At 59.9% G+C, this 25,450-nt stretch carries 25 protein-coding genes and 2 pseudogenes; 8 read left to right on the top strand and 19 right to left on the bottom strand.

Annotated elements, in window-relative coordinates:
• Positions 1-15: 15 nt before the first annotated feature.
• Positions 16-276, bottom strand: a complete 261-nt coding sequence (locus tag BZ163_RS29485; protein ID WP_128873848.1) for a hypothetical protein — start codon at positions 274-276, stop codon at positions 16-18.
• A 334-nt stretch (positions 277-610) separates the two neighbouring features.
• On the opposite strand from BZ163_RS29485, the gene mgrA reads away from it, so the two are divergent.
• Positions 611-1,648, top strand: a complete 1,038-nt coding sequence (gene mgrA / locus BZ163_RS29480; protein ID WP_128873847.1) for an L-glyceraldehyde 3-phosphate reductase — start codon at positions 611-613, stop codon at positions 1,646-1,648.
• 163 nt (positions 1,649-1,811) lie between these two features.
• On the opposite strand, the gene tauD is transcribed toward mgrA, so the two are convergent.
• From tauD to BZ163_RS29445, 8 genes and pseudogenes are all read right to left on the bottom strand, one after another.
• Positions 1,812-2,654, bottom strand: coding sequence for a taurine dioxygenase (gene tauD, locus BZ163_RS29475; protein ID WP_128873846.1), 843 nt, complete (start codon positions 2,652-2,654; stop codon positions 1,812-1,814).
• 40 nt (positions 2,655-2,694) lie between these two features.
• Positions 2,695-3,528 (bottom strand): taurine ABC transporter permease TauC, encoded by an 834-nt coding sequence (tauC, locus tag BZ163_RS29470; RefSeq protein WP_128873845.1) that lies wholly within the window; start codon positions 3,526-3,528, stop codon positions 2,695-2,697.
• Entirely contained in the window at positions 3,525-4,319 is a 795-nt protein-coding gene (gene tauB / locus BZ163_RS29465; protein ID WP_128873844.1) for a taurine ABC transporter ATP-binding subunit, read from the bottom strand. The genes tauC and tauB overlap by 4 nt, the downstream gene beginning before the upstream one ends.
• 15 nt (positions 4,320-4,334) lie before the next feature.
• A pseudogene (gene tauA / locus BZ163_RS29460) lies at positions 4,335-5,311 on the bottom strand (taurine ABC transporter substrate-binding protein).
• A gap of 137 nt (positions 5,312-5,448) precedes the next feature.
• A pseudogene (locus tag BZ163_RS36120) lies at positions 5,449-5,523 on the bottom strand (outer membrane lipoprotein carrier protein LolA); the annotation flags it as partial.
• A 110-nt stretch (positions 5,524-5,633) separates the two neighbouring features.
• Positions 5,634-7,217, bottom strand: coding sequence for a glutamate--cysteine ligase (gshA, locus tag BZ163_RS29455; RefSeq protein ID WP_128873843.1), 1,584 nt, complete (start codon positions 7,215-7,217; stop codon positions 5,634-5,636).
• Positions 7,218-7,509: 292 nt separating this feature from the next.
• Complete coding sequence (locus BZ163_RS29450; protein WP_128873842.1) at positions 7,510-7,893, bottom strand: PaaI family thioesterase; 384 nt, start codon at positions 7,891-7,893, stop codon at positions 7,510-7,512.
• Positions 7,893-10,217: a Tex family protein gene (locus tag BZ163_RS29445; RefSeq protein WP_128873841.1), complete on the bottom strand. Its 2,325-nt coding sequence runs from the start codon at positions 10,215-10,217 to the stop codon at positions 7,893-7,895. The genes BZ163_RS29450 and BZ163_RS29445 overlap by 1 nt, the downstream gene beginning before the upstream one ends.
• 361 nt (positions 10,218-10,578) lie before the next feature.
• Between BZ163_RS29445 and ompR the strand changes: the two genes are divergently transcribed.
• Together ompR and BZ163_RS29435 are read left to right on the top strand one after the other, a co-directional pair.
• A complete protein-coding gene (gene ompR / locus BZ163_RS29440) occupies positions 10,579-11,319 on the top strand; it encodes a two-component system response regulator OmpR (RefSeq protein WP_064675389.1) in 741 nt (246 codons plus the stop codon).
• 101 nt (positions 11,320-11,420) lie between these two features.
• Entirely contained in the window at positions 11,421-12,734 is a 1,314-nt protein-coding gene (locus tag BZ163_RS29435) for an ATP-binding protein (protein ID WP_128873840.1), read from the top strand.
• A gap of 60 nt (positions 12,735-12,794) precedes the next feature.
• Here BZ163_RS29435 and rimK read toward each other — a convergent pair whose 3' ends face one another.
• From rimK to BZ163_RS29420, 3 genes are read right to left on the bottom strand one after another with little or no spacing between them, the layout of a single operon-like run.
• Positions 12,795-13,700, bottom strand: a complete 906-nt coding sequence (gene rimK / locus BZ163_RS29430; protein WP_128873839.1) for a 30S ribosomal protein S6--L-glutamate ligase — start codon at positions 13,698-13,700, stop codon at positions 12,795-12,797.
• Positions 13,697-14,158, bottom strand: coding sequence for an ATP-dependent zinc protease (locus BZ163_RS29425; protein WP_178084736.1), 462 nt, complete (start codon positions 14,156-14,158; stop codon positions 13,697-13,699). Before BZ163_RS29425 ends, rimK begins: the two co-directional genes overlap by 4 nt.
• Before the next feature lie 35 nt (positions 14,159-14,193).
• A complete protein-coding gene (locus BZ163_RS29420) occupies positions 14,194-14,973 on the bottom strand; it encodes an EAL domain-containing protein (protein ID WP_128873935.1) in 780 nt (259 codons plus the stop codon).
• Between the two features lie 116 nt (positions 14,974-15,089).
• On the opposite strand from BZ163_RS29420, the gene BZ163_RS29415 reads away from it, so the two are divergent.
• The 3 genes from BZ163_RS29415 (at position 15,090) to BZ163_RS29405 (ending at position 18,316) form a co-directional block, all read left to right on the top strand.
• Entirely contained in the window at positions 15,090-15,497 is a 408-nt protein-coding gene (locus tag BZ163_RS29415; RefSeq protein WP_128873838.1) for an RNA-binding S4 domain-containing protein, read from the top strand.
• A 193-nt stretch (positions 15,498-15,690) separates the two neighbouring features.
• Complete coding sequence (gene hslO, locus BZ163_RS29410; protein WP_128873837.1) at positions 15,691-16,593, top strand: Hsp33 family molecular chaperone HslO; 903 nt, start codon at positions 15,691-15,693, stop codon at positions 16,591-16,593.
• Positions 16,594-16,774: 181 nt separating this feature from the next.
• Entirely contained in the window at positions 16,775-18,316 is a 1,542-nt protein-coding gene (locus BZ163_RS29405) for a phosphoenolpyruvate carboxykinase (protein ID WP_128873836.1), read from the top strand.
• Between the two features lie 80 nt (positions 18,317-18,396).
• Here the strand turns inward: BZ163_RS29405 and BZ163_RS29400 are convergent, their stop codons facing one another.
• From BZ163_RS29400 to BZ163_RS29370, 6 genes are all read right to left on the bottom strand, one after another.
• The gene (locus BZ163_RS29400) at positions 18,397-18,882 is read right to left on the bottom strand and encodes a helix-turn-helix domain-containing protein (protein WP_128873835.1); all 486 of its coding nucleotides are present in this window, start codon (positions 18,880-18,882) and stop codon (positions 18,397-18,399) included.
• Between the two features lie 61 nt (positions 18,883-18,943).
• Positions 18,944-19,297: a DUF1493 family protein gene (locus BZ163_RS29395; RefSeq protein ID WP_128873834.1), complete on the bottom strand. Its 354-nt coding sequence runs from the start codon at positions 19,295-19,297 to the stop codon at positions 18,944-18,946.
• Positions 19,298-19,329: 32 nt separating this feature from the next.
• A complete protein-coding gene (locus tag BZ163_RS29390; RefSeq protein WP_228761586.1) occupies positions 19,330-19,653 on the bottom strand; it encodes a YhfG family protein in 324 nt (107 codons plus the stop codon).
• Between the two features lie 84 nt (positions 19,654-19,737).
• Complete coding sequence (locus BZ163_RS29380; RefSeq protein WP_128873833.1) at positions 19,738-20,037, bottom strand: hypothetical protein; 300 nt, start codon at positions 20,035-20,037, stop codon at positions 19,738-19,740.
• Positions 20,038-20,423: 386 nt separating this feature from the next.
• Positions 20,424-20,756 carry a hypothetical protein gene (locus tag BZ163_RS29375; protein ID WP_128873832.1) on the bottom strand — a complete coding sequence of 111 codons (333 nt, stop codon included), beginning with the start codon at positions 20,754-20,756 and terminating at the stop codon, positions 20,424-20,426.
• A 270-nt stretch (positions 20,757-21,026) separates the two neighbouring features.
• Positions 21,027-22,100, bottom strand: a complete 1,074-nt coding sequence (locus BZ163_RS29370; RefSeq protein WP_128873831.1) for a S8 family peptidase — start codon at positions 22,098-22,100, stop codon at positions 21,027-21,029.
• Positions 22,101-22,367: 267 nt separating this feature from the next.
• On the opposite strand from BZ163_RS29370, the gene BZ163_RS29365 reads away from it, so the two are divergent.
• A complete protein-coding gene (locus tag BZ163_RS29365) occupies positions 22,368-24,296 on the top strand; it encodes an ATP-dependent DNA helicase RecQ (protein ID WP_128873830.1) in 1,929 nt (642 codons plus the stop codon).
• A 67-nt stretch (positions 24,297-24,363) separates the two neighbouring features.
• A complete protein-coding gene (locus BZ163_RS29360; RefSeq protein WP_128873829.1) occupies positions 24,364-24,795 on the top strand; it encodes a thioesterase family protein in 432 nt (143 codons plus the stop codon).
• A 66-nt stretch (positions 24,796-24,861) separates the two neighbouring features.
• On the opposite strand, the gene BZ163_RS29355 is transcribed toward BZ163_RS29360, so the two are convergent.
• Positions 24,862-25,341 (bottom strand): glycine zipper domain-containing protein, encoded by a 480-nt coding sequence (locus BZ163_RS29355; RefSeq protein WP_128873828.1) that lies wholly within the window; start codon positions 25,339-25,341, stop codon positions 24,862-24,864.
• Positions 25,342-25,450 lie beyond the last annotated feature (109 nt).

Genomic DNA, 25,450 nt, shown 5'->3' with positions numbered 1-25,450 from the left:
GCGGGGCTGGATTGTTCAGGTGTCAGTGCTCAACACCATGAACAACACCAGCGCCGCCACTGGCACGCCAAACACAATGCTGCCGACCACCAGTTCCGTGGTGACGGATTGGCCGGCGGTGACCACGCCGATGGCGCCGTTGATCATCGTCAGCGCCAGCCATAGCACGATGAAGCTGTAGGTCAGCGTCTGGCGGCTGAAGCCGATTTGTTCGCCGATGAACAGCATCAGCGCCAGCAGGACCAGGCCGAAGAAGATGATGATGGTGGTGTGCATGGTGTGTTTCCTCCCTTCAGATGGGTGCTGCCTTTGAGGCCGCTTTCGCGAGCAGGCTCGCTCCCACGACGATCACCGCGATCCCTGTGGGGGCGAGCCTGCTCGCGATTGGGGTCACTGCGGTGCCAGCAAGCGCACGTCATCAATACCGCCTCCCCAACCAGCGTCTGTCCTAGAGCATAGGCGTCGCAAGGCGCGGCGTTTGCGCTCTCACCGGTCGTGAAACGTTTCAGCTATTTCTCGAGTCCGAGGTTTATCGGCGTTTGTCTGGGCGTATGCTGGCCAACTTGCGATGCAGTCGATACCAACTTCAAGACACACAAGAGAGGATTCGATGACCTACACCGCTGCCGAAAACCGCTACGACTCCATTCCTTACCGCCGCGTGGGACGCAGCGGACTGGTGCTGCCTGCACTGTCCCTGGGCCTGTGGCACAACTTCGGCGACAGCACGCCGATCGACACCCAGCGCGCCTTGTTGCGCACGGCTTTCGACCTGGGCATCAACCACTTCGACCTGGCCAACAACTACGGCCCGCCGTACGGCAGCGCCGAGATCAATTTCGGTCGTTTGCTGCGTGAAGACTTCAAGCAGTACCGTGACGAATTGATCATCTCGAGCAAGGCCGGTTGGGACATGTGGGCCGGCCCTTATGGCCAGGGCGGCGGTTCGCGCAAGTACGTGCTGGCCAGCCTGGACCAGAGCCTGCAGCGCCTGGGCCTGGACTACGTGGATATTTTCTATTCCCACCGCTTCGACCCGGATACCCCGCTGGAAGAAACCGCCAGCGCACTGGCCACCGCGGTGCAGCAGGGCAAGGCGCTGTACATTGGCATCTCGTCGTATTCCGGGGCGAAAACCCGTGAAATGGCGGCGCTGCTCAAAGAGTGGAAAGTACCGTTGCTGATTCACCAGCCTGCTTACAACCTGCTCAACCGTTGGGTAGAAAAGGACCTGTTGGACACCACCGATGAACTCGGGACGGGCGTCATCGCCTTCACGCCGCTGGCGCAGGGATTGCTGACCGACAAATACCTCAATGGCGTACCCGCCGATGCGCGGGTCAACCGACCGGGCGGTGGTTCGTTGCAGGCGTCGCACTTGTCCGAAGCCAATATCGCTCACGTGCGTGCATTGAATGAAATCGCCCAGCGTCGTGGCCAGAGTCTGGCGCAGTTGGCGTTGGCCTGGACGTTACGCGACCCACGAGTGACCTCGGCACTGATCGGCGCGAGCCGGCCGGAGCAGATTATCGAGAATGTCGGGGCGTTGCAGAATCTGAGCTTCAGCGCGCAGGAGTTGGCGGAGATTGACCGGTTTGCCCAAGAGGGCGGGGTTAATCTTTGGGAGAAGCCTTCGACGGCTGAGTAAGTGTTCGGCGCTGGATATTCCGGCGTCTGTTCCGGCCTCTTCGCGGGCTTGCCCGCTCCCACAGGTTTTTGGTTTGGCCAAAGATTTATGGTCAACCGATAGACCTGTGGGAGCGGGGCTTGCCCGCGATGGGGCCATCAAATTCAGTAAAGAGACTGGGTCTTCACCTGAAAAACGGCACATCCCCCAACACCGTCGCCCGCTGCATTACCCGCCGCGCCGGCCGGTAATCATCGACCGCATAGTGCTGTGTCACGCGGTTATCCCAGAACGCCACGTCATCCTTCTGCCAGCGCCAGCGAATGGTGAATTCCGGCCGGGTCGAATGGGCGAACAACAATTTCAGGATCGTCTCGCTTTCGGTGTCCGACAGTTCGTTGATCTTCGACGTGAAACCTTCATTGACGAACAACGACCGTCGCCCGCTCACCGGGTGCGTACGAATCACCGGGTGTGACAGCGGCGGATTCTTCCTGCGGGTTTCTTCCCATTGGGCCAGCGCTTCGGGCGTGTTGCCATAACGTTCCAGCGGGAACGAGCGGGTGAAGTCGTGGGTGGCGGTCAGTCCTTCGAGCAAGCTTTTCAGCGGCGCCGACAGTGCTTCATAGGCCGCAATGCCGCTGGCCCACAGCGTGTCGCCACCAAACTCCGGCAGCAGCTTGGCACTGAGCACGGCGCCCATGGCCGGGGTCGGCAAGAAGGTCACGTCGGTGTGCCAGATCGCGTTGTCGCGCACGTCGGTGACGGCGGTGTCGAGGATCAGCACTTCGGGCTGCTCCGGTACATTCGGGTAGATCGGGTGGATGTGCAGGTCGCCGAAATAGGCAGCGAAACGCGCCTGCTGCGGCGGTTCGATCGGCTGGTCACGGAAAAACAGCACCTGATGTTTGAGCAGCGCCTGCTCGATCGCGTCGCGCTGCTCAAGGTTCAGCGGCTGGCTGATGTCGACGCCGCTGATTTGCGCGCCGAGGGCCGAGCTGAGGGGGACAATCGTCAAGTTACTCATGGTCTTCTCTTCAATCCGGGGCGCCAGCTGTGGGGTTTGGTTAGTGAGCCTGGCCATGCCAAGGCACCAGTTTGCGTTGCAGGGCGCGCAGGCCCATTTCCATGGCGAAGGCGATCAGGGCGATGACCAGAATCCCCAGAACCACCACATCGGTGACCAGGAACTGCGCGGCCGACTGCACCATGAAGCCCAGGCCACTGGTGGCAGCGATCAGCTCGGCGGCGACCAGGGTCGACCAACCCACACCCAGACCAATGCGCACACCGGTCAAGATGTCCGGCAAGGCGCTCGGCAGAATCACATGGCGAATCAACTGCGCCCGGGTCGCGCCCAACGACTGCGCGGCGCGCAACTTGGCCGGGTCGACGGTGCGCACGCCGGTCGCGGTAGCGATGGCAATCGGGGCGAAGATCGCCAGGTAGATCAGCAACACTTTCGACAGCTCACCGATGCCGCACCAGATCACGATCAGCGGCAGGTAGGCCAGTGGCGGGATAGGGCGGTAGAACTCGATCAGCGGATCGAGAATGCCGCGGGCGATGCGGTTGTGGCCGATGGCAATGCCAACCGGTACAGCGGTCAGCACCGCGAAACCGAGGCCCAGGCCGATTCGGCTGAGGCTCGCGCCCAAGTGCTGCCACAACGTCGAATCCATATAGCCGGTGGTCACCAACAGCCAGCCTTTGTCCAGCACGGCGGACGGTGGCGGCAGGAACAGCGGTTCGATCATTCCCGTGGCGGTAACGGCCCACCAAATGGCAATCAGCACGACCAGCGTCAGCACGCTGATCCAGCGCGTACTCAGGCTGCGGCGCAGCGCAATCACCGTCGAACCCGGTTTCACCGCCGCGGCGGGAATTTCATAACTGCTCATGCGCGCTCCTGCCGCGTGGCGGCGCTGCGTTGGGAGAACACCTTGGCGAGCACGTGTTCGCGGGTCTCGATAAAACGCCGGTCGGATTTGATCGATCGTGCGGACTCACCGGCGGCGTAGCGCTGGCCGAAATCCAGGCTCAGGCGCTCGACGATCTGTCCAGGATTGGGCGCCAGCAGAATCAGATCCGTGGCGAGGAACACCGCTTCTTCGATGTCATGGGTAATCAGAAAAACCGGTTTGGCGGTGCGCTGCCAGACCTGCAGCAGCAGCTCCTGCATCTGTTCCCGGGTGAAGGCATCGAGCGCGCCGAAGGGTTCGTCCATCAGCAGCACTCGAGGATCGGCAGCGAGCGCGCGGGCCAGGCCGACGCGTTGCTTCTGCCCACCGGACAGCTGCCAGATGCGCCGGTTTTCGAAGCCGGAAAGGTCCACCAGCGCGAGCATTTCCCGGGCGCGGATTTCGCGTTTTTCCCGGGAAACACCCGCCAGCTCCAGGCCGAAGCCGACGTTGGCCAGCACGTCCTGCCAGGGCAGCAGGGCGTCATCCTGAAACACTACGCCACGTTCGGCGCTCGGGCCTTTGACCGGTACGCCGTCAAGGGTGATGCGTCCGGCGCTGGGTTCCACGAAACCGGCAATCAGGTTCAACAGCGAAGTCTTGCCACTGCCGGACGGGCCGAGGGCGACCAGCAATTGCTGGGGCCCTAGGCTCAAGGATATATCCGCCAGCACAGGTTCAGGGCTACCTGGGTACTGTGCGCTGATGCGCTCCAGCTGAAGCAAAGCCATTGCGGTTAACTCCGATCAGTTGGTGATGTATTTGGCGCTGACGTAGGGGGCGTAGTCCGGCAGCACGGCTTCGACCTTGCCTTGTTCCTTGAGGAACGTGGCGGTGTCGGTGATGGCCTTGGTGGTCGCGCGCCGAGGCTGATCACCTGATCTGCCGCCAGCGGGTAGACGTTGCCTTGCAGCAGCAATGGGATGTCGCCGGCCTTGGCGCCGGACAGTTTCACCAGCTTGTCGACGTTGCTTTGATTGGCGAGCCAGGCTTTCGGATCCTTGCGGTATTCGGCGTAGGCATCGAGCGTCACTTTGGCGAACGCGGTGACGATTTCCGGGTGCTTCTCGGCGAAGTCCTTGCGCACGATCCAGGCATCGAAGGTCGGTGCGCCGAACTTGGCCAGTTCGCCAGAGGTGATCAGCACTTTGCCGTTTTCCTTGGCCACACCGAGCGCCGGGTCCCAAACGTAGGTGGCGTCGATGTCACCGCGTTTCCATGCAGCGATGATCGCGGGCGGCGCGAGATTGAGCACGGTGACTTTCGACGGGTCGATGTTCCAGTGCTTCAGCGCGGCGAGCAGGCTGTAGTGGCCGGTGGAAACGAAGGGCACGGCGATTTTCTTGCCGATCAGGTCCTGCGGGGTCTTGATCCCGGAACCGTCGCGGGCGACCAGGGCTTCGGCGGCGCCGATCTGGGTGGCGATGAGGAAGGTTTGCACCGGGACTTTGCGGGTGATTGCCGCCGTCAGGGGGCTGGAGCCGAGGTAGCCGATCTGTACGTCGCCGGAAGCGATGGCGGCGATGATGTCGGCACCGTTGTCGAATTTGCGCCAATCGATTTTGGCGTGGGTGGCTTTTTCGTAGGCGCCGTCGGCCTGGGCGACTTTGGCCGGGTCAACGGTGGTCTGGTAAGCGACAGTGACGTCGGCGGCCTGGGCAAAGAAGCTCACCGCAGCCAGGGACGCGGCCGCCAGGAGGCGAAGAGGGAAATTCAGTTTCATTGAGAAGCTCCTTGTCAGGCGACCGAGTGTCGGCGTGAAAGGAGACTAAATGATCTAAGAATTCAAAAATAAATAACTTTTTCGAATTAGCTTATGAGCGGAAAATTCTAAGGGAGAGGCGCCGCGGCGTTCGATGCAGGAGCGAGCTTGGTCGCAAAAAACCTGAGAACGCCGTGAGGTGTCAGGTTCACAGCGTTATCGTTGACGAGCATCGCTGGCAAGCCAGCTCCTACAGGGGTTTGTGTGGGGCCGCGATCGTTGCGGGATCCCGGATCTGTAGGAGCCGGCTTGCTGGCGAAGAGGTCCGCAGGAGCTTCAGAGGTCAGTTGCTGATGGCTAAAATGCTTGCCTGATACGACCCGACAAACACATCGAAATCGCCGACTTCGTTCTGCTCCAGCTCCACCTGCTGCGCCAGCGACGAACGCGCCCGCTCTTCAAACTTCGCTTGCTCCTCGGTGCTCAACGGCTCGCTGCGGAAATACTCCGCATGCACCTGGCTCTGACGCAGGGAGAACTGAGCAAAACTTTCCTTGTGCTCAGCCATTGCCGCCAGCACCTGGGCCGATGGCGTCAGGGACGGATCCTTGACCTTGGCCAGTTGCGCATCCAAGGCCTTGCTGTGGGCCTCGCCGCCGTGGCTCTGATCCAGCAGCGCCGCCAGTGGCGCAATCTTCTCCAGCAACTCGCTGGCCCACTCTTTCATATCCACCGGCTGACCATCGCGTTGCAGTTGCAGGCCCGGACGGCGACCCTCCTTGACCACGCTGAGGAAGTTCGAGGTCGCGTTACCGCATGAGGTGTTGGTCAGCAGCGGGCTGTCGTTCAGCGCGCAGTACAGCAGGAATGCGTCGAGGAACCGCGACTCCGGCAGGTCGATGCCCATCGGCAGGAACGGGTTGATGTCCAGGCAGCGCACCTCGACGTACTGAATGCCACGGGCCACCAGCGCCTGGATCGGCCGTTCGCCGGTGTAGGTCACGCGTTTGGGGCGGATGTTGGAGTAGTACTCGTTTTCGATCTGCAGGATATTGGTGTTGAGCTGGACCCACTCACCATCCTTGTGCGTGCCGATCTCGACATAGGGTGCATAGGGCGTGGCCACCGCTTTGCGCAGGCTGTCGGTGTAGCTGGCCAGATCGTTGTAGCAGGGCGTCAGGCCGGCCTGGGCATTGCTCTGGTAGCCCAGGTCGCTCATGCGCAAGCTGGTGGCGTACGGCAGGTACAGGGTATCCGGGTCCAGTTGTTCCAACTGGTGCGAACGGCCGCGCAGGAAGCCGGCGTCCAGTGCTGGCGAAGCGCCGAACAGGTACATCAGCAACCAGCTGTAGCGACGGAAGTTACGAATCAGCGCGATATAGGCCGACGACTGATAGTCGCGGTCGGTGCCGACAAAACCTTCAGACGCCTTGAGCAGCGGCCAGAGCTTCTCCGGCAGGGAAAAGTTGTAATGGATCCCGGCGATGCACTGCATGGTCTTGCCGTAACGCAGGGCCAGGCCCTTGCGATAGACGTACTTGAGCTGACCGATGTTGGAGGTGCCGTAATAGGCGATCGGAATGTCTTCCTCGGCCGGCAACGGGCACGGCATCGATGGACTCCACAGGTACTCGTTGCCGAGCTTGCTGTAGGCAAAACGGTGAATGCTGTCCAGGCTCGCCAAGGTGTCCGCCGGATCGGGCAGGGCCGGGGTGATGAACTCCAGCAGCGACTCGGAATAGTCGGTGGTGATTTGTTCGTTGGTCAGCGCGGAACCCAATTCTTCCGGGTGCGGCGTTTGCGCCAGGCGACCTTCGCCGGTCACGCGCAGGCATTCACGTTCGATGCCGTGAAGACACTGCTCGAGCAGAGAGAGGTTAGCGCGCTCGCCGAGCAGAGCCAGGCGGCGGTTGAGAAGTTCGCTCAAGTTGGATTCCTTCACGCGTCAGTCGCCCCAATATGGGGGTGGGCAAGACGGTCTACAAGGGTGAAGTTGAAACTGGCGTTTTCGCCTGGTTTTTGAACAGCACGGAGCACATGCCAGTCAGTCAAGGAGCGATCACCGCAAACCCTGTGGGAGCGGGCTTGCTCGCGAAAGCGGTGTGTCAGGCGACTTGAATATTGACTGACACACCCTATTCGCGAGCAAGCCCGCTCCCACAGAAAATCGCGGCGCAGCTTTCATTGCGCCGAAATTAACTCAAAACGTGGGTAAGGAGCTATAGGACAGCGAACGTGCCCTGTGCTTTTGCGACAAGTTTGTCGCCTTGCATCACGTCAGCTTCGACCACCAACGTGCGGCGGCCCGGGTGAATGACCCGTGCCGTGCACATCACTTCACCGTCAGAAACGGCGCGAATGTAGTTGATCTTGCATTCGATGGTCACGCTCTGCTGGTCAAAGCCATGGCTGCTGGAACAGGCCAGCCCCATGGCAATGTCCACCAGGCTGAACAAGGCCCCGCCGTGCAGCTTGCCGCCGCGATTGCGCAGCGCTGGCGCAAGCGCCAGGGCGACTTGCGCCACCCCGGTTTCCAGGCTGTGCAAGCGACACCCCAGCAGCTTGAAAAACGCGCTTTCGGTCAGGCCGGCAGGCAGCTCCATCAGCGTTTCTTCAGCTGCTTGGCGTTGGCGAACAGCGAAGCCATGGCATTGTTGGCCGGCGCCGCTGCCGTGGTTTCCTTGCGCGGTGCGTTGTTCTGGGACTGGCGCGGAGCCGAACCAGGACGCGCGCCACGGGCACCGTCGATCTTCTCGCCCGGGGTGTCGCTCATGCGCATCGACAGGCCTACGCGTTTGCGCGGGATGTCCACTTCCATCACCTTCACCTTCACCACGTCACCGGCTTTCACCGCTTCGCGGGGGTCCTTGATGAACTTCTCCGAAAGCGCAGAGATATGCACCAAACCGTCCTGATGCACGCCGATGTCGACGAATGCGCCGAAGTTCGTCACGTTGGTCACCACGCCTTCGAGGATCATGCCCGGCTGCAGGTCCTTGAGGTCTTCGACGCCTTCCTGGAACTCGGCGGTCTTGAACCCTGGACGCGGGTCGCGACCCGGTTTTTCCAGCTCTTGCAGAATGTCGGTGACTGTTGGCAGACCGAACGTCTCGTCAGTGTACTTCTTCGGGTCAAGACGCTTGAGGAACGTGGCGTCGCCGATCAGCGAACGGATGTCGCGGTCGGTCTCGGCGGCGATGCGCTGAACCAGCGGATAGGCTTCCGGGTGAACCGCAGACGAATCCAGCGGGTTGTCGCCGTTCATTACACGCAGGAAGCCGGCGGCCTGTTCGAAGGTTTTTTCGCCCAGGCGCGCGACTTTCTTCAACGCCGCACGGGTCTTGAATGCGCCATGCTCGTCGCGATGGCTGACGATGTTCTGCGCCAACGTCGCGTTGAGGCCGGAGATACGGGCCAGCAGCGCCACGGAAGCAGTGTTGACGTCGACGCCCACGGCGTTCACGCAGTCCTCGACCACAGCATCCAGGCCGCGCGCCAGTTTCAGCTGCGAGACATCGTGCTGGTACTGGCCGACGCCGATGGACTTCGGATCGATTTTCACCAGTTCGGCCAGCGGATCCTGGAGACGACGGGCGATCGACACCGCACCACGGATCGACACGTCGAGGTCCGGGAATTCCTTGGAAGCCAGTTCCGACGCCGAGTAAACCGATGCACCGGCCTCGGACACCATGACCTTGGTCATCTTCATCGCTGGGTATTTTTTGATCAGTTCAGCCGCCAGCTTGTCGGTTTCGCGGCTGGCGGTGCCGTTGCCGATGGCGATCAGGTCCACCGCATGCTTGGCGCACAGGGCGGCAAGAATCGCGAGGGTCTGGTCCCACTTGTTGTGCGGCACATGCGGGTACACCGTGGCGTGATCCAGCAGCTTGCCGGTGGCATCGACCACGGCGACCTTGCAACCGGTGCGCAGGCCCGGGTCGAGGCCCAGGGTGGCGCGAGGGCCGGCCGGGGCCGACAGCAGCAAATCGTGCAGGTTGTGGGCGAACACGTTGATCGCTTCGGTTTCCGCGCCATCGCGCAGCTCACCCAGCAGGTCGGTTTCCAGGTGCGTATAGAGCTTGACCTTCCAGGTCCAGCGCACCACTTCACCCAGCCATTTGTCGGCGGCGCGGTTCTGGTTCTGGATGCCGAATTGCTGGCCGATCATGCCTTCGCACGGGTGCATGGTCCCTGGCAGCTCGTCGCCGACTTTCAGCGCAGAGCTGAGGATGCCTTCGTTGCGGCCACGGAAAATCGCCAGGGCGCGGTGCGATGGCATGCTTTTCAGCGGTTCGTCGTGTTCGAAGTAGTCGCGGAACTTGGCGCCTGCCTCTTCCTTGCCGGCGATCACGCGGGCACTGAGGGTGGCTTCCTGCTTGAGGTAGCTGCGCAGCTTGTCCAGGAGGCCGGCGTCTTCGGCGAACCGCTCCATCAGGATGTACTTGGCGCCCTCAAGGGCTGCCTTCACATCTGCGACGCCTTTTTCGGCGTCGATGAAGCGCGCTGCTTCGGTTTCAGGGCTCAGGGTCGGGTCGTTGAACAAGCCGTCTGCCAGCTCGCCGAGGCCGGCTTCCAGGGCGATCTGGCCCTTGGTGCGGCGTTTTTGCTTGTACGGCAGGTACAAGTCTTCGAGGCGGGTCTTGGTGTCGGCGAGTTTGATGTCGCGTTCAAGCTGCGGGGTCAGCTTGCCTTGCTCCTGGATGCTGGAGAGGATGCTGATACGCCGTTCGTCGAGTTCTCGCAGGTAGCGCAGACGCTCTTCCAGATGACGCAGCTGGATGTCATCGAGGCTGCCGGTCACTTCTTTCCGGTAGCGGGCGATGAAGGGCACCGTGGAGCCTTCATCGAGTAGCGCGACGGCCGCTTCGACCTGTTGTGGGCGTACACCGAGTTCCTCGGCGATGCGGCTGTTGATGCTGTCCATAAAACCACCTGACAAATTGTGAAAGCAGGCTCGCAGGCACCGGGTAAAAGGCTCGGCGAGTCTGGTTGAGCGGCCTGGCCTGCGCCGCTACCTGGATCAACAGGCTTCCCGTTGACCCGTGAAATCGAACAATTACTGCCGGTGCCGTAAAAATAAAAAAGCAGCCACCGCAGTAATGATCAGACGTTGCCTGACACAAAAGGCCGCGCATTATAACCAGCGTTCGGTCATTCGGGGGCATCAGAGGCTGCAGGCACAATGCGCGGATTCCTGGCGGTGAAGGAAAAATCTGCTAACAATGCACACGGTGCGTATAACGGCAGCTACGCCATAATGCGCGCCGAGATCAAAGGAGCATCCAATGAGCAGCACTGCAAACATTGCTGAAGGCGAAAAAATTCTTATCGTTGACGACGATCCCGGGCTCAGCAGCCTGCTGGAACGCTTTTTCGTCAGCAAGGGCTACCGCGCCCGCGCTGTGCCGAACACCGAGCAAATGGACCGCCTGCTGGCGCGTGAAGTGTTCAACCTGGTCGTCCTCGACCTGATGCTGCCCGGTGAAGACGGCTTGACCGCTTGCCGCCGCCTGCGCGGTGCGAACAATCAGATTCCGATCATCATGCTCACCGCCAAGGGCGATGAACTGAGTCGCATCAAGGGCCTCGAGCTGGGCGCCGACGATTACCTGGCCAAGCCATTCAACCCGGACGAGCTGATGGCTCGGGTCAAAGCGGTCCTGCGCCGCCAGGCAGCACCGGTGCCTGGCGCGCCGGGCAGCGAAGACGAAAGCGTGACCTTCGGTGACTACGAGCTGTCCCTGGCTACCCGCGAGCTCAAGCGCGGCGACGAAGTGCACATGCTCACCACCGGTGAGTTCGCAGTGCTCAAGGCACTGGTGATGAACGCTCGTCAGCCACTGACCCGCGATAAACTGATGAACCTGGCCCGTGGTCGCGAGTGGGATGCGCTGGAGCGTTCCATCGACGTGCAGATTTCCCGTCTGCGCCGGATGATCGAACCTGATCCATCCAAGCCACGCTACATTCAGACGGTATGGGGCGTGGGTTACGTGTTCGTTCCGGATGGCGCCGCCACCAAGTGATCGGCAATTTGTAGGAGCGGGTCTTGCGGATGATTTGTCCGCAGACTCGCCAACCGCAATGTGCGAGCATCGCTCGCTCCTGCAAGCGTTAACGGTTATTCATGAAAACCCCGGTCTGGTTCCCCCAAAGTTTTTTCGCCCGCACCCTGTGGCTGGTGCTGATCGTCGTCCTGTTTTCCAAGGCGCTGACCCTGGTTTATCTGTTGATGAACGAGGACGTGCTGGTGGACCGCCAATACAGCCACGGCGTCGCCCTGACGCTTCGCGCCTACTGGGCGGCCGATGAAGAGAACCGTGAAAAGATTGCCGACAGCGTGCCGCTGATTCGTGTGGTGGGTGCCGGCGTGCCGGAAGGCGAGCAGCACTGGCCCTACAGCGAGATCTACCAACGGCAGATGCAGACCGAATTGGGTCCCGACACCGAAGTCCGATTACGCATGCATTCGCCACCGGCGCTATGGGTCCGGGCGCCAAGCCTGGGTGACGGCTGGTTGAAAGTGCCGCTGTATCCGCACCCTCTGCGCGGTCAGAAAATCTGGAACGTCCTCGGCTGGTTCCTGGCCATCGGCTTGCTGTCGACCGCTTCGGCGTGGATCTTCGTGAGTCAGCTCAATCAACCCTTGAAGCGTCTGGTGTTTGCCGCTAGGCAACTCGGCCAGGGTCGCAGCGTGCGCCTGCCGATCAGCGACACGCCCAGTGAAATGACCGAGGTTTACCGTGCCTTCAACCAGATGGCCGAAGACGTCGAACAGGCTGGCCGCGAGCGTGAACTGATGCTGGCCGGGGTGTCCCACGACCTGCGCACGCCGCTGACCCGTTTGCGGCTGTCCCTGGAGTTGATGGGCGACCACAGCGACCTGACGGACGACATGGTGCGCGATATCGAAGACATGGACGCGATTCTCGACCAGTTCCTGGCTTTCATCCGCGATGGCCGTGACGAGTCGGTGGAAGAGGTGGACTTGACTGACCTGGTGCGCGAAGTCGCCGCGCCGTACAACCAGAATGAAGAAAAAGTCCAACTGCGCCTGGAGCCGATTCAACCCTTTCCCCTGCGGCGGGTGTCGATGAAGCGGCTGCTGAATAACCTGATCGGCAACGCGCTGCATCACGCTGGCAGCGGGGTCGAAGTGGCGGCTTATGTGTCCGGGGATGTCAGCGCACCCTATGTGGTGCTGAGTGTCATGGACCGTGGCGCAGGGATTGATCCGTCGGAGCTGGAAGCGATCTTCAACCCGTTCACCCGTGGTGATCGTGCCCGGGGCGGGAAGGGGACCGGGCTGGGATTAGCCATCGTGAAGCGGATTGCTTCGATGCATGGCGGCAATGTCGAACTGCGCAACCGGTCCGGTGGCGGGCTGGAAGCGCGGGTGCGGTTGCCGTTGGGGTTGATGTTGCCCCGGGATGCGGTTTAAGCGCTGGCATCTCTGTCGTTCCGACGAAGGCGGCCTTACAGCCGCCATATATTTCGGCGATTAACCTTTACCTTTGGTGCGTGTCATATTCGGCCCACCATTCTTCTCCAGATGCTCGATGATGATCCCCGCGACATTCTTGCTGGTGGTGGTTTCAATCCCCTCCAGCCCCGGCGACGAGTTCACTTCCATCACCAGCGGACCATGATTGGAACGCAGGATATCCACCCCGGCCACGGCCAACCCCATCACCTTGGCCGCACGCAAGGCCGTCATGCGCTCTTCCGGCGTGATCTTGATCAGGCTGGCGCTGCCGCCCCGGTGCAGGTTGGAGCGGAATTCCCCGGGCTTGGCCTGGCGTTTCATCGCTGCAATCACCTTGTCGCCGACCACGAAGCAGCGAATGTCCGCACCGCCGGCTTCCTTGATGTATTCCTGAACCATGATGTTCTGCTTGAGGCCCATGAACGCCTCGATCACCGACTCGGCCGCAGTCGCGGTTTCACACAGCACCACGCCGATGCCCTGGGTGCCTTCCAGCACCTTGATCACCAGCGGCGCGCCGTTGACCATCGCGATCAAATCGGGAATGTCGTCGGGGGAGTGGGCAAAGCCGGTGACCGGCAAGCCGATCCCGCGGCGCGACAGCAATTGCAGCGAACGCAGTTTGTCCCGCGAGCGGGCGATGGCCACCGATTCGTTGAGCGGAAATACGCCCATCATTTCGAACTGGCGCAACACCGCGCAGCCATAAAACGTCACCGACGCACCGATCCGTGGAATCACCGCGTCGAAACCTTCCAGCGGCTTGCCGCGGTAGTGGATCTGCGGCTTGTGGCTGGCAATGTTCATATAGGCGCGCAGGGTGTCGATCACCACCATTTCATGGCCACGCTCGGTCCCGGCTTCAACCAGACGACGAGTGGAATACAGACGCGGGTTTCGCGACAGCACAGCGATCTTCATGCAACACCTGTGGAGGAGGTAGATACCGGGAACACCGGCTTGTCTTGTACGTATTTGATGCCCGGATTGACCACCAGTTGGCCGTCGATCAGGGCTTTGGAACCGAGTAACAGGCGATACCGCATGGACTTTCGGCAGGCGAGGGTGAACTCGACCCGCCAGACCCGATCACCGAGGGCCAGGGTCGTGCTGACCACGTAACGCATCTGCGCGTGGCCGTTCGAGCTTTTAATGGTTTTGCGCGTCACCAGCGGAGCTTCGCAGCGCCGGTGACGCAGCTGCACCACCGTGCCCAGGTGCGCAGTAAAACGCACCCACTGTTCGCCCTCGCGCTCGAATGGCTCGATGTCGGTGGCATGCAGGCTGGAGGTGCTGGCACCGGTGTCGATTTTTGCCCGCAGGCCGGCGACTCCCAAATCCGGGAGCGCCACCCACTCGCGCAGACCGACAACGGTCAAATGGTCAAATGTCTTCAATAGGAAAAAACCGGCGATTAACGCGTCCAGGCGCCAGGTGTGACCTGGGCCAACGCTTTGAATGCAGGCCTGGCGAACCAGTAACCCTGCATCAGAAATATTCCACAGTCCGCCAGGAAATCCCGTTCTCCGGCACTTTCGATGCCTTCGGCGATGACTGTAACGTCCAACTCCGCACAGATTGTGACAATCCCTCGAACGATAGCCTGACGAACACGATCGCGATCGACATCGCGGATCAGTGCCATGTCGAGTTTGATCAGGTCCGGTTGGAAATCAGCCAGCAGATTGAGCCCCGAGTAACCGGCACCGAAATCGTCGATGGCGGTCTTGAAGCCGAATTCGCGGTATTCACGCAGAATATTAGTCAAATGGCGATAGTTATCTACGTGCTGGCTTTCCAAGGTTTCGAAAATCAGCCGGTCGATGGGGAAATCGTGTTTTTTTGCCGCCTCCAGGGTGCTGCGAATACACAGCTCCGGACGGTAAACGGCGTTAGGCATAAAGTTGATCGACAAGTGTGTCTGCATATTTAAATTTGCCGCGCCCTCAATGGCTCGTCTCCGGCAAAGCTGGTCGAAGCGGTAACGGTTGTCGTCTGTGACCCGGTCGAGCACCGACAGCGCGCCCTCTCCTGCGACGCCTCGTACCAATGCTTCATGGGCGAAAATGGACTGGTCGCGCAAATCGACGATCGGTTGATAGGCGAAGGCAAAGTCGAAGCCCAGTGGCTCGCTCTGTTGGCAGCCCTGACAACCGACCTTGGGCGAGGTCAACGACGACGGAAATATAGTCACTCGATCACTCCATGCCGGTGAGCCGGCCTTGATCACATTCTATCTGGCGGGCCGGGTTCTTGCGCCCGACAGAAACGGTAGTACAGTTCCGACTATGGGCTGAAAGAGGAATTCAAGTGACACAAAAACAGGAAGAGGACGACAAGGTCCGTCTCGATAAGTGGTTGTGGGCTGCGCGTTTTTATAAAACACGTGCCTTGGCCAAGGCGGCGATAGAAGGTGGCAAGGTGCATTGCCGGGGCGAACGCTGCAAACCGGGCAAGGAACCGAGGATCGGCGACGAGTTTCAGATTCGCCAAGGCTTCGAGGAACGCACGGTGGTGGTCCAGGCGTTATCCATTGTGCGCCGTGGCGCGCCGCAGGCTCAGGCGCTCTATGCCGAAACCGAAGCCAGCGTCGCCAAACGCGAAGCGGCGGCGGCCATGCGCAAGGCCGGTTCGCTGGGCGTGAGTACCGATGGCAAGCCCAGCAAGAAACAGCGACGGGATTTGTTCAAGTTTCGCGGCAGTAGCAACGACGAGTAATCCCGTTGATCCTGTGTCGTTCGGGCGAAATCCCACGAAGCCCGACCGGCGCAGGTTTCACCTTGCCTGGAACAAACCCGGGATTGTTCATAAAATGCCTGCCTTGGCTGCACGTTACGCACCCCATGGGTGCAGCAGACGCAATGTACAAACGCTTGTATCCCTATTGCCATTACTTCAGATACCCAGACCTATGACCGACCTGACGGATACCGACTACACCCAACGCTTCATCTTCGATGACAGCGACACCCGCGGCGAGCTGGTTACGTTGGAGCGAAGCTATGCCGAAGTCCTGGCCAAACATCCCTATCCGGAGCCGGTCGCACAACTGCTCGGCGAACTGATGGCGGCGGCGTCGTTGCTGGTCGGCACCTTGAAGTTCGATGGATTGCTGATTCTTCAGGCCCGCTCCGATGGTCCGGTGCCGCTGCTGATGATCGAATGTTCCAGCGAACGTGAGATCCGCGGGCTGGCCCGTTATGAGGCCGACAGGATCGCACCCGATGCGACCCTCGCCGACCTGATGCCCAACGGCGTATTGGCACTGACCGTCGATCCGACCCAGGGTCAGCGCTACCAAGGCATTGTCGATCTCGACGGTGAAACCCTGTCGGATTGTTTCACCAACTATTTCGTCATGTCGCAGCAGGTGAATACGCGCTTCTGGCTGTACGCCGATGGCCGTCGTGCCCGCGGCCTGCTGCTGCAGCAATTACCCGCCGACCGTCTGAAAGATGAAGAAGAACGCGCCGCCAGCTGGCAGCACATCACCGCGCTGGCCAGCACCCTGACCGCCGATGAATTGCTTGGTCTAGACAACGAAACCGTACTTCATCGCCTCTACCATGAAGAGCAAGTCCGTCTGTTCGATGTGCAAAAACTGCGCTTCCGTTGCAGCTGCTCGCGCGAACGATCTGCCAATGCCTTGGTCAGTTTGGGACTTGAAGATGCGCAGGCACTGGTCATCGAGCACGGTGGCAACATCGAGATCGACTGCCAGTTCTGCAACGAGCGCTACCTGTTCGACGCCGCCGATATCGTTCAATTGTTCGCCGGTGCGGGCGTCGAGACGCCGTCAGATACCCGTCACTAAAACGGTTCAGCGCAGGTAAATTCACTGGTTAGTGCCGGATTAACGCCGTAACGACGGGAGGGCCCTACTATTTTTGGGCTTTTCTGGCATAATCCGGCCCACTTTTTTCGCGGTAGTAGTGCACGACTTTCTACTACAAAACGTTTGGAGCACACTCGGCCAATGGCCGACGGGGAACCTTATGACGCAAGCCAATAACGCCGTGTACACCGATCTGAGTGTTGATGATCTGGTTAAAGAAGCCCTCAATCGCGGTGAAGGCGAGCTTGCCGATACTGGCGCGCTGGTTGTTCGCACCGGTCACCGTACCGGCCGCTCGCCAGTCGATCGTTTCATCGTTGAAGAACCGACCACCCAGGACGCCATTGCCTGGGGGCCGATCAACCGCAAGTTCCCGGCCGACAAGTTCGATGCCCTGTGGGCTCGCGTCGAGGCGTTCAACAACGCTCAAGAGCATTTCGTTTCCCATGTGCATGTAGGTGCTTCGGAAGATCACTACCTGGCCGTGAAGATGACCACCCAGACTGCCTGGCAGAACCTGTTCGGTCGTTGCCTGTTCATCAACCCGGAAAAGTACAACCCGGCTGGCCGTGATGAGTGGCAAGTGCTCAACGTTGCCAACTTCGAGTGCGTTCCAGAACGTGACGGCACCAACTCCGACGGTTGCGTGATCCTCAACTTCGCACAGAAGAAAGTGCTGATCGCCGGCATGCGTTACGCCGGTGAAATGAAGAAAGCCATGTTCTCGGTGCAGAACTTCCTGCTGCCGGCCGCCGACGTGCTGCCGATGCACTGCGCCGCCAACATCGGCGAAGCGGGCGATGTGACCCTGTTCTTCGGTCTGTCCGGCACCGGCAAGACCACTTTGTCCGCCGATGAAAGCCGTTACCTGATCGGTGACGACGAGCACGGCTGGGGTGAAGGCGTTGTCTTCAACATCGAAGGCGGCTGCTACGCCAAGTGCATCGACCTGTCCGAGAAGAACGAGCCGGTCATCTGGAAAGCCATCAAGCACGGCGCAGTCCTGGAAAACGTCGTGATCGATGACGCCAAGCACGCCGATTACGCTGATGTCAGCCTGACCCAGAACAGCCGCGCCGCCTACCCGCTGGAGCACGTTGCCAAGCGTTCCGAGAAAAACCTCGGTGGCGAGCCAAACGCTGTGATCTTCCTGACCTGCGACCTGACCGGCGTCCTGCCGCCAGTGTCGATCCTCAGCGAAGAACAAGCGGCCTACCACTTCCTGTCCGGCTACACCGCGCTGGTGGGCTCGACCGAAATGGGTTCCGGCAGCGGCATCAAGTCGACCTTCTCCACCTGCTTCGGCGCACCGTTCTTCCCGCGTCCGGCCGGCGAATACGCCGAGCTGCTGATCAAGCGCATCCGCGGCTTCGGCTCCAAGGTCTACCTGGTCAACACCGGCTGGACTGGCGGCGGCTACGGCGTCGGCAAACGCTTCAACATCCCGACCACTCGCGGCGTGATCGCAGCGATCCAGAGCGGCGCGTTGATCGGTGCTGAAACCGAACACCTCGACACCATCAACCTCGACGTGCCACTGGCCGTACCGGGCGTTGAGACTGGCCTGTTGAACCCACGTAACACCTGGGCTGACAAGGCTGCTTACGATGAGTCCGCTAAAGCACTGGCCGGGTTGTTTGTTGAGAACTTCAAGAAGTTCGACGTGAGCGACGCGATCAAGGCGGCTGGGCCGAAGTTGTAAGGGTTGGTTTGATGTAAGGAAAAGCCGCCTTTAGGGGCGGCTTTTTTGTGGGCGCTAGAGGGGCATACACGAGATTTGTGTCATTGATTACCCGTACCAGGTTTTGTGTTTTTCTTGGTTAGCAAATTGGATAAAGAGTGAGTGTTCCAAGGGAAATCAGCAGCAAGGTCCGATTTGGAGGTGGGGCTTTCAAATGCTCCCGTTTCCCTGGCGCGAACAGGTGACGATACCTTCACTGGAGTAACGCTGCGTGCTCGTTGGCGATTACTGGCTGCTCTTGAGGTTAATTGAGCGTCTTGCAGTTGGCGCCCCAACTCATCCACCGCGGCGAGCTTGCTCAAGTCTTTCTCCAAGCCCAGCACCAGCATCACTGACACATAAGCCCCCACTGTTACACCCGACCCGCCTGACTCTAGAGAGCGCAGTGTTGTAAGTGACATCCCAGCTCTTTCTGCAACCTGCTTGGCTGTCAGTTTGCGACGCAGCCGTGCGAGTTTGAGTCGCTCGCCAAACTCAGAGAGCAGCTTGGTTGCTGCTGGCAGTAGCGGCGCTGTTTTCTTCGCCATGTACCATTATTCCTTCATTTTTTAGCCTGAACAGCCAGAATAATGGCACTTATGTGTTCGATTAGGCGATTTCCAAGGTCTGTGTATCCCACCGTTGCGCCTTGATCGCTTTGTAGAGCATGCCGATGGTCAGTGGGATTTTGTCGCCACGACCCTTGGCCCTTCGCTTTAGGAACACATCAAATCCCTCTGGCTGGAAGTAGCGATAAGCGTCGTAGTCGATGAAGTCGATTGCGAATTGTTCTTCCAATGCTTCCATAAGGTGTCGTGCCTCAGCGCCGTCGCATCCCAAATCGAAGTTGATCGAGGTGATGAGGCTGATGGTTTTGCGTTCAGGCAGGCCGAGTTCTTCGTGCAGCAGCTGCATTAGCAGATGCATGGCGTGGTCGTCGGGGAAGTTGGGGGCGAGGTTCATTGCGGGTGCGTCCGATTGATCTTGAGCGGATCTTAATGGTCGTCAGGCTCGGAGGGAACGACAGGAGCAAATTGCGGCGATTTGTCTTGTCGGTATTTGGCGAGTGCTTCTTCTCTCGTAGGTAGCTGTTTGGCGAGGTCCGTTGGTGACGTGTCGAATCCTTCGAGGTGCAGGCTCGCCAGGTAGTTTGAGCGGCGGACTTTTTCGTAATGTGCTTGTTTTTGTTTGAAGGTTAATTCACTCATTATGATCGTCGGCGCATCAACATGAGATTCCCGGGAAGGCTGACGCTCGCCCCGTAGGATCTCGTTAGTCTGTTGCACGCTTTCCATCAGCTCATCAAAAAACTTGCTCACGGCTATCTCCAGGGTTTGATGGTAGCTTTCAACGCGTTTTGATCGTTCTCACGCAGAGCGTGAGAACGACTTGTTCGCTCAATTTCAGGCTGGAGCTTTCCAGTTCAGCATGCGTTGCTGGGCGACTTTTAGCAGGTCGCAGCCGTCCTGGGTCAGAAGGTAGAGCGCGTGGGTGATGTGGGGGATGTCTTTGAGGTCGCCTTGCTCGAAGCCTTGGCAGTGCAGGGTTCGGAGCAGCTCGCTGGAGGCTCGGATGCGTTGGAGGGCGGCTTCGAGGATGTCTTGCGGGTTGGCCTCTGTGTCGATGATCAGGGGCGGGGAATCGGTGAGGTTGGTTTGGAGTGGGCGGTAGCGATCGTGGGTGAATGGATTCCATTTATTCATGAAGTGCAATCTCGAATGCGTCAAAAGGAGTCGCCGTCATCGTGACCAAACGATGGGAGGCGACTGTGTTCAGGTTGGTCAACCGGTGAGATCACACGCTTACCCGGTACGCCCGAAGACGTCCCAAACACAGCCGCCATAAAGCGTGCTGACGCAAAAAAGCGCCGGCAGCATACAACGGGTGCGTGCGTAGATCTAATTCAGGTGACCAAACCTGAGTCGCTGATTTGGCAGCGACAGTTCGGACTATAGATATGAGTTACCGGTTGGCGATAGTCGACAAGGCGTCTGTGGTTGTAGGACCGGGATGAAGCTTGGATAGGGCATTGCCTACAGACTTATCCCTTCCGGGTTTGAGCGGTTTGGTTTTTATCTGGTGAACCGAGTTATCGTTTTTCGCGAGCAGGCTCGCTCCCACAGGGACATCGACTGGCGGTGGTTTTTGGTAATCGCTGTCGGGCAACCTCGAGCAGTTCGTGGCCGTCCTGGGTCAGCAGGTACAGCGCGCTGACGATGTTGGGAATGTCGCTCGCGTCGGCCTGTTTGAAACACAGGCAATACAATGTTTCGAGCAGGTCGCTGGCGGCGCAGATGCGTTGGCGGGCGGCATCGAGGATTTCGTGAGGGTCGGCTTCGGTATCGATGACCAACACGGGGGTGTCGCTGTAGCTTGTTCTGAGCGGGCGGTAGCGGTTTGTGAGTGGATCGGGGTTGTTCATCGAGGTCAATCCTGTGGGAAGTCGGGCAGTCTCGCCAGCAGGCCGACACACTGTTTCAGCCTCGCCGGAAACTATAGAAGCGGAACGCGCCATAGGACAAGATGGCCGCAATGGACAGGTTTTGTAGGGGGTTTCCTGCCCTTGGGATTCGACCTACAGGTTTGCGCGGTTTTTTACAGCAGACTCCCTGGAGGTAAAAAATCCTACGGGTTTGTCAGGCGGAGCGCGACACCCCTCGGTACGATGCGCGCCAGAATGTGTACGACTTTTCTAAAGTGTCTGGTCGTGACGGCTGGCCGGAGGCTGGCGCGAGGCCGCTTCAAGGTCCATCAAGCCTCTACCGTACGCTTCACTGTTGGCATAGATGCCAGTCCGGTTCGCCGTTGCCAGCAGGCGTTCGCGAACTTGCTGTGCGGTAAGCTCGGGATAGCGGCTGTGCAAGGCTGCCAGGGCACCGCTGACCAGCGCGGCAGCAGGTGAGGTGCCTGCGGTCTGTACGTATTCCCCGTCCTTGCCGGTGGTCAGCAGACCTTGCCCTGCGCCGGAATCGCCACCGGGTACGGCGATGCACCAGGCTGCCGCCACACCGCAGTAATTGGACTTGGCATTGATGTCGCTGCCGTCGCTTTTCAATGCCACCACCGCGATCCAGCCCTTTTCCAGTTCGGGCAGGGCGAGTGGCAAGCCGGGTTCGGCCAGCGGTTCACGTTTCAGTTCGTTACCGGTCGGGAACACAAATACCGCGCCGTCCCGGACCAGTTTTCGCGCGATCACCAACGACTCCGGCATGACCTGGTTGTAGCGTGCCTCGTTGATCTCGGTCGCCGGGATGGCATTGGCCCACGAGTTGTTGAGAATGCGCGCGCCCTTGTCGAAACCGGCTTGCCAGGATTGTGCAATCTCACGGTCAAAGAAAAATGGCTCGTTGTCGTCGCCGAAACGAAAGGGGATCAGTTGTGCGTTGAACGCAACACCGTGCATGCCATGGTCATCCTTGTTGGCCGCGAGAATGCCGGCCATCTGGGTACCATGACCGATCCGATCGAGGGTGCCGACCCGGTTCTCGACATAATCGAAGCCCGGATCACGGATCCTTCCCTGAAACGCCGGCAGGTTGCTGTTCAGGCCTGAGTCGATCAGGGCTACGGCCACCCCTTGGCCGGTGCCGCCGCGGGCATAAAGGGTTGAAGCGTGAATGACTGCCAGGCCCTTCTGGGCGCGATACTCCGGTGTTTCGAACCGGGTCGGGTCGGTGACGGGTTGCACGGGGGGTGTGAGGCAGCCACTTAACAGCAATGGCAGTGCCAGCGCAGGGGCGAGTGAAAAAGCGGAGGGTTGAAGCATGGTCGTTCCTTGATGGGTATCCGCGCGCATCGGATGTCCTGCCGTGATGAAGTGTCGCGCAGAGTGGTTTATTCGAAGGCAAACCTTACCGGTGGAACTGGGCGCACGGGATGGGGGCAAAGTGCCCCGATTGTTTCGACCTATGGCGAAGGGTGACCCAATTGACGCTGTATCATCCCGTATCGTTTTTGCCCCAGACCTTTTCTCGACTCGCAGCGATCGCCAGCTAGGCTTTTGGCATCGCAGCAGTCAACGGAGTGACAGCTTATGCACAACACCCTGGAACAGGTTTTCGGTTATCCACAGTTTCGGCCCGGCCAGGAAGCGGCGGTCAGCGCGGTGTTGGCCGGGCGCTCGGCAGCGGCGATTTTTCCCACGGGCTCCGGCAAGTCTCTTTGCTACCAATTGCCAGCCTTGTTGCTGCCGCACCTGACGTTGGTGGTCTCGCCGTTGCTGGCGCTGATGCAGGATCAATTGGCCTTCCTGCAGCGCCACGGCATTGCGGCGGGCAGTATCGATTCGGCCCAGAGCCGCGAGGATGCCAACGATGTGATGGCCCGGGCGAAGTCCGGCGAGCTGAAGATTTTGATGATTTCCGTGGAGCGCCTGAAAAACGAACGTTTCCGCAATTTCCTGCAGCAGGTGCCGATCTCGCTGCTGGTGGTGGACGAGGCCCACTGTATTTCCGAGTGGGGCCACAACTTCCGCCCCGACTATCTCAAGCTCCCCGACTACCAGCGTCAGTTCAACATCCCTCAGGCACTGCTGCTGACCGCCACTGCGACGCCCAAGGTGATCGCCGATATGGAAGCCAAATTCGCCATCGCCCCGGACGATGTGGTGACCACCGGTTTCTATCGGCCCAACCTCAATCTGTTGGTGGAACCGGTGCGCGGGCAGGACAAGCGCCGGCGTCTCGTCGAGTGGATGAGCGAGCGTCCCGGCCAGCCGAGCATCGTCTATGTCACCCTGCAGAAAACCGCCGAGCACATCGCCGAACACTTGGACCGCAACGGCATTCAGGCCGAGGCCTACCACGCCGGCCTGCCACATGAGCAGCGGGAGGCGATCCAGAAACGATTCATGGGCGGACAGTCCAATTGCATCGTCGCCACCATCGCCTTCGGCATGGGCATCGACAAGAGTGACATCCGCAACGTGGTGCATTTCGACCTGCCCAAATCCATCGAAAACTACAGCCAGGAAATCGGCCGCGCCGGGCGTGACGGACAGCCATCCGACTGCCTGGTATTGGCCAACCGCGACAGCCTCAATGTGCTGGAAAATTTCGTCTACGGCGACACGCCGGAACTGGACGGCATCCGTTGCGTGCTGGATGAGTTGCAAGCCGCCACGCCCGAGGGGCAGTGGGAGTTTCTGCTGGGGCCGCTGGCGGATCAGAGCAACATTCGCCAATTGCCGCTCAAGACCTTGCTGGTGCAGTTGGAGTTGCGCGGGATCATCGCGCCGCGTTACGCCTATTACGCTGAATACCGCTTCAAGTATTTACAGGAGCCCGAGTTTTTGCTGGCGCGTTTCGAGGGTGAGCGCAGGGACTTCGTCGCGGCGATCATCCAGACCTCCACCCGTGCGCGGACCTGGGCCACGGTGAATTTCGATGCGCTGTACCAGCAGTATCAAGCCGAGCGCAATCGAGTGGTCAAGGCGCTGGATTATTTCCAGGAGAAGGGTTGGGTAGAGCTTGAAAGCAAGCAGATGACCGATGTCTATAGCCTGCTGCAAACGGATTTCGACAGCGAGGCCCTGAGTGCCGAGCTGCATGCGAGTTTTACCCAGCATGAACGCACGGAAATCGCGCGGATTCATGCCATGCTCGAGCTGTTCGCCACCGACCATTGCCTGGGTTATCGCCTGGCGGCGTACTTCGGTGACGAGCATGCGCCGCGCCAATGCGGGCATTGTTCGGTGTGTCACGGGCAAGTGGCGCGACTGCCGGCACCCCCCGAGCTGCCGGCGCTTGTGGATAAAAACTTCGAGGCGTTGTGCGCCAATTTTATCCACAGGCATGAGCAATACACCGCCAGCGCGCCATCGGCCGAGCGTGTGACGCGGTTTTTGTGCGGGATCAGCGTACCGCTGTTTACCAAGCTCAAGGCCAGGTCCATTTCGGGGTTTGCGGCGCTGGAGGACTATCCCTATGCCGAAGTGCGGGAATGGGCCGAGATGCACCTGTAGGAATTGGTCAATGTTCGAGTGCCCCCATCCCCTTAAACTCGCCATCCAACTTCAGGAACCGACACTGATGTCCACCCCGATGCCCCAACGCACCGACTATCTCCACTTCCAACCCATCACTACCCGCTGGCATGACAACGATGCCTATGGCCACATCAACAACGTCACCTACTACAGCTTTTTCGACACGGCGGTGAATACCTATCTGATCGAAGTCGGCGGCCTGGATATCCATGACGGTGAAGTCGTGGGTTTTGTCGTGAGTTCGGCTTGCGATTACTTTGCCTCCATCGCCTTCCCTGACCGGATCGAGATCGGTTTGCGCGTGGGCAAGCTGGGCAACAGTTCGGTTCAGTATGAGCTGGCGGTGTTCAAGGCCGGGGAGGCGGAGGCGTGTGCGGCGGGGCGTTTTGTTCATGTGTTCGTGGATCGGGCGTCAAATCTGCCGGTGGCGATTCCTCCCGCGTTGCGCGGGTCGCTGGAGCAGTTGGTGGTTTGAGGGGCAAAAAAAATCGCAGCCATCGGGCTGCGATTTTTTATCTGCCTGTCTGAAGCCATGCAGGCCTCAGTGACGGCGGTACTTCTTGTGATGATGCTTGCGATGGCCGTAGTGGTTACCACGATCATGGTTGTCGCCACGGTAGCGACGATCACCACGGCTGCGACGATCATCATCGTCGTCATCGCTCTTGTTGCCCATGTAGTTACCCAGCGCGCCACCGGCACCGCCACCTGCTGCGGAGCCGATCAGGCTGCCGGTGGTGCCGCCCATGCTGCGGCCGACCACGTTACCGCCTGCTGCGCCCAACGCACCGCCAATGGCGGCTTCGCCGCGGCTGCGTTTGTCTGCGCCAACTGCGCTACCACCCGCGCCGCCCAGGGCCGCGCCAATGGTGGAACCTGTACTGCCGCCTAACGACTGACCGACGACCGAGCCCAGAACCCCGCCCAATGCGCCGCCCACACCTGCTTCGGTGGTGCCGCCGGCAGAAGCGAAGCCACTGACCAGGCCAAGGGACAACAAGAGAATCGAGGAGAACTTCATAGAGAAACCTCAAGGGGATGACGACGCGATCCTGAGGCTGTGTCATGGTTGTTACAATCGAAATCCGACGAGTAACACGACTTCAACACATTTCTATAAGTTACTGTTT

Source organism: Pseudomonas sp. VI4.1, from assembly GCF_002029345.1.
Classification (GTDB): domain Bacteria; phylum Pseudomonadota; class Gammaproteobacteria; order Pseudomonadales; family Pseudomonadaceae; genus Aquipseudomonas.
Note: the sequence above shows the minus strand (reverse complement) of the source record. Positions and strands in the feature narration are given on the sequence as shown.

What these genes read in the sequence shown, in the direction of transcription:
- BZ163_RS29450 (WP_128873842.1), bottom strand. Translation starts at nt 7,893, where the DNA reads ATGGAGCTGCCTGCCGGCCTGACCGAAAGCGCGTTTTTCAAGCTGCTG.
- BZ163_RS29365 (WP_128873830.1), top strand. Translation starts at nt 22,368, where the DNA reads ATGCACAACACCCTGGAACAGGTTTTCGGTTATCCACAGTTTCGGCCC.
- ompR (WP_064675389.1), top strand. Translation starts at nt 10,579, where the DNA reads ATGAGCAGCACTGCAAACATTGCTGAAGGCGAAAAAATTCTTATCGTT.
- BZ163_RS29485 (WP_128873848.1), bottom strand. Translation starts at nt 276, where the DNA reads ATGCACACCACCATCATCATCTTCTTCGGCCTGGTCCTGCTGGCGCTG.
- BZ163_RS29435 (WP_128873840.1), top strand. Translation starts at nt 11,421, where the DNA reads ATGAAAACCCCGGTCTGGTTCCCCCAAAGTTTTTTCGCCCGCACCCTG.
- BZ163_RS29375 (WP_128873832.1), bottom strand. Translation starts at nt 20,756, where the DNA reads ATGAACAACCCCGATCCACTCACAAACCGCTACCGCCCGCTCAGAACA.
- tauB (WP_128873844.1), bottom strand. Translation starts at nt 4,319, where the DNA reads ATGGCTTTGCTTCAGCTGGAGCGCATCAGCGCACAGTACCCAGGTAGC.
- BZ163_RS29360 (WP_128873829.1), top strand. Translation starts at nt 24,364, where the DNA reads ATGTCCACCCCGATGCCCCAACGCACCGACTATCTCCACTTCCAACCC.
- BZ163_RS29395 (WP_128873834.1), bottom strand. Translation starts at nt 19,297, where the DNA reads ATGAACCTCGCCCCCAACTTCCCCGACGACCACGCCATGCATCTGCTA.
- rimK (WP_128873839.1), bottom strand. Translation starts at nt 13,700, where the DNA reads ATGAAGATCGCTGTGCTGTCGCGAAACCCGCGTCTGTATTCCACTCGT.
- BZ163_RS29355 (WP_128873828.1), bottom strand. Translation starts at nt 25,341, where the DNA reads ATGAAGTTCTCCTCGATTCTCTTGTTGTCCCTTGGCCTGGTCAGTGGC.
- BZ163_RS29400 (WP_128873835.1), bottom strand. Translation starts at nt 18,882, where the DNA reads ATGGCGAAGAAAACAGCGCCGCTACTGCCAGCAGCAACCAAGCTGCTC.
- BZ163_RS29370 (WP_128873831.1), bottom strand. Translation starts at nt 22,100, where the DNA reads ATGCTTCAACCCTCCGCTTTTTCACTCGCCCCTGCGCTGGCACTGCCA.
- mgrA (WP_128873847.1), top strand. Translation starts at nt 611, where the DNA reads ATGACCTACACCGCTGCCGAAAACCGCTACGACTCCATTCCTTACCGC.
- tauC (WP_128873845.1), bottom strand. Translation starts at nt 3,528, where the DNA reads ATGAGCAGTTATGAAATTCCCGCCGCGGCGGTGAAACCGGGTTCGACG.
- BZ163_RS29405 (WP_128873836.1), top strand. Translation starts at nt 16,775, where the DNA reads ATGACGCAAGCCAATAACGCCGTGTACACCGATCTGAGTGTTGATGAT.
- tauD (WP_128873846.1), bottom strand. Translation starts at nt 2,654, where the DNA reads ATGAGTAACTTGACGATTGTCCCCCTCAGCTCGGCCCTCGGCGCGCAA.
- BZ163_RS29445 (WP_128873841.1), bottom strand. Translation starts at nt 10,217, where the DNA reads ATGGACAGCATCAACAGCCGCATCGCCGAGGAACTCGGTGTACGCCCA.
- BZ163_RS29380 (WP_128873833.1), bottom strand. Translation starts at nt 20,037, where the DNA reads ATGAATAAATGGAATCCATTCACCCACGATCGCTACCGCCCACTCCAA.
- hslO (WP_128873837.1), top strand. Translation starts at nt 15,691, where the DNA reads ATGACCGACCTGACGGATACCGACTACACCCAACGCTTCATCTTCGAT.